Genomic DNA, 2,565 nt, shown 5'->3' with positions numbered 1-2,565 from the left:
TGTTCGCCGCGATGATATTTGCCGCGGCCAACGAGAAAGCGCGCGGTCGATCCGAGCGCGTCATCCGGCTTGCCGAATGGGGAGATCTTTCCGTCGCCGTCATAGTCGAACCCGACATTGAGCCAGACTTCCGGCATCCACTGGGTGTGCCCCATCGCGCCGGCCCAGGAGCCGCGCATTTCCTCCGGCGTGCTCCAGCCGCGATCGACGATTTTCAAGGCGTTGATCAGCTCGCTTTCCCAATAGGCCTTGCGGCGCGGCTCGTTCCAGGCCAGCGCCGCCAGCGAAGGAAACACCGGACGCATGTGGTTCTGCTGCACCAGGGGATCGCCAAAAGCGGATTCCACGCCCCACAGCGCCAAGAGCGTGCCGCGCTCGACGCCAAAATCCTTCTCGATGCGCGCGAACAGCTTTTCGTTGTTCTTCAGCGCCTCCTTGCCGTTGATGATGCGCCAGTCGGAGACGCGGCGGTTGATGTACTGCCAGATCTGTTCGTTGAACTCCGGCTGGTTTCTGATCTCCTTGAACACGCTCATGTCGGGCTCGACACGCCCCATCGCGCGTGTCCAGGTCGCATCCGAAATGCCCTTCGCCAACGCGCGCGCGCGAAAACCGTCGCGCCATGCATCGAAGCCAGGCGGCGCGGCAGCATGCGCCTTGATCGGCAGGGCCAGCACCGCGGCTCCGCTCAGCGCGGATCGCAGCAGCGCGCGGCGTGTCGGGTTTCGGGGAGAATCAGCGGGTTCCATTGCCGTGCATTTTAGCCGCAGGATGGCAACAGGGGCAAAGGCGATCGCGCGTCGGGAACCACCCGCCCTACTGGAACATGGCGGCGATGCTTGCCAGCCAGCGACGGATTGTCACTTCATTTCGCGCGGTCACCTCGCGTTCCCGGGTGATTGCGGAATCTGCGACGGCAGAAAATCAGTTCTCCCTGCCTTCCTGCGGATCGAGACGGATAGCATCATCCTGCTGGGTCCGCGCGGCGATTGGAGAGGCCGCAATCAACGGTCCGATCTCGCGGCCCCGCCCGCGGATCAGCCGCTCATAGGCGGAGACCAGCGTGATGTACGGGTTGACCCAGATCCAGCCATCGCGGGTGAAGACCTGTACATCGAAATGCAGGTGGCGCGAGGTCCCATTGGGATGGTCGAGATAGTTCGAGACCACGCCGATCTTTTCGCCTTCCGCGACGACGCGCCCGTTGAGGACGCCGTCGGCGTCCATGCTGGCCGGATTCATGTGCATGTAGCGGAAGCGGATATGCTCGGTCAGCGTGTTGACCTGCAGCGTCGCCGCCTGCTGCTGTCGCGCGCGGATCAGGATGCCGTCGCGCACCGCGAAGACCGGCTGCTGTTTGGGGTCGCAGGAGTTCGACGAGTCGCTCGGGGCAGGGCAGGCGCCCGCGCGGAGGTCCTGTCCCTGGTGACCATGGCCGCCGGCGCATTGCCCGACATTGAAGCTGCGCGCCTCGCAAAAATTGTCGCGCCATGGGTAAAGCCCGGAGGGCCGGTCGGAGCTGTCGCCCGACTGCCGGCGGCCGAAGGATTGCGAATGGATGAAGGCGGGGGCGTCCAGCGGAAAGCGAATCTGGGAATAGCTCGTCAGGTCGGCATTGCCGATCTGTCCGCGCGGGCCGCTTCTGGCGAGGATGTCGCCGACCGGCCGATAGGTGAAATCGGAGGCATAGTTCGGCGGGCGCTCGGCAAATCCCGCCAGGATATTGCCTCGTGGCTGCGATGGCTGGCCGCCGGCAATCCGCAACGCCCGGAGAAACCGCTCGGCGACCGGATAGGCCTCGCGACAGGCGAGCCGGCGCGGTCGCGGCACGCTGTCGAGACACTGGATCGAGACCACGTAGGGGACGCCGAACCGGGTGAAGGCGTAGCGCACATAACCTTCCCGGATGAAGCGGCGCAGGTCCGGGTATTGTGCCGACAATGCCTTGACGGGCTCGCCCATGCCGCCTGGGGGATCAGCAATATCGTAGATCAGCTGCGAGCCGGTGATTTGAACCTCGATCGGACGGGCGAAGGTGCGTTGTGGCAATCCGTCGCCGGCGCCGGGCTCGAGCGAGAACACGGCGTCATAGCCCGAGGGGCCGGCATCGAAGAAGTCGACGGGACGGAAGTCCGCTTGGTAACGCGCCACGCCGAGCGCCATGCGATTGGCGCCTGCCTCGAGCCAGCCCGCGACGTCGAATGGCAGCAGGACAGGCACTGGACTGCGGTTGATTCCGGGAAAGATCGGCGAAGTGACAGCGTTCAACTGCGCGAAAGCAGGGAGCGCTCGCGGACCGAGCGGGCTAAGGCGCCGTTGGGTAGCGAAGGTGAAATCGGCAACGACCGCAGGTGCGGCGCTGATCTCCGCCCGGAACTGATCGAGTGCCGCGTGCCATTCGACTGGGATTACCGAGATTGCTGGTGTGCGGAATTGATCGATTGCGAAGGCTGTACCGGCCTTGAGCAGCGCGAAAGATGCCAGCGTCCACGCGACGTACCGGACAGCTTTCGTTTTCACCGCCTCGCTCTCCCGGCGCTTGGCGCCGATTTGAACGCCCCCGCT

At 64.8% G+C, this 2,565-nt stretch carries 2 protein-coding genes; both read right to left on the bottom strand.

Annotated elements, in window-relative coordinates; translation table 11 throughout:
- Positions 1-749: lytic murein transglycosylase (locus JOZ76_RS27125; RefSeq protein ID WP_291703884.1), on the bottom strand; the 749-nt coding region annotated here is incomplete at its 3' end.
- Positions 750-924: 175 nt separating this feature from the next.
- Entirely contained in the window at positions 925-2,520 is a 1,596-nt protein-coding gene (locus tag JOZ76_RS27120; protein WP_291703886.1) for a M23 family metallopeptidase, read from the bottom strand.
- Between the last annotated feature and the right edge of the window lie 45 nt (positions 2,521-2,565).

The sequence above is a fragment of the Bradyrhizobium sp. genome (assembly GCF_019244115.1).
In the GTDB taxonomy this organism is placed as follows: domain Bacteria; phylum Pseudomonadota; class Alphaproteobacteria; order Rhizobiales; family Xanthobacteraceae; genus Bradyrhizobium.
This window is presented reverse-complemented; position numbering and strand designations above follow the sequence as displayed.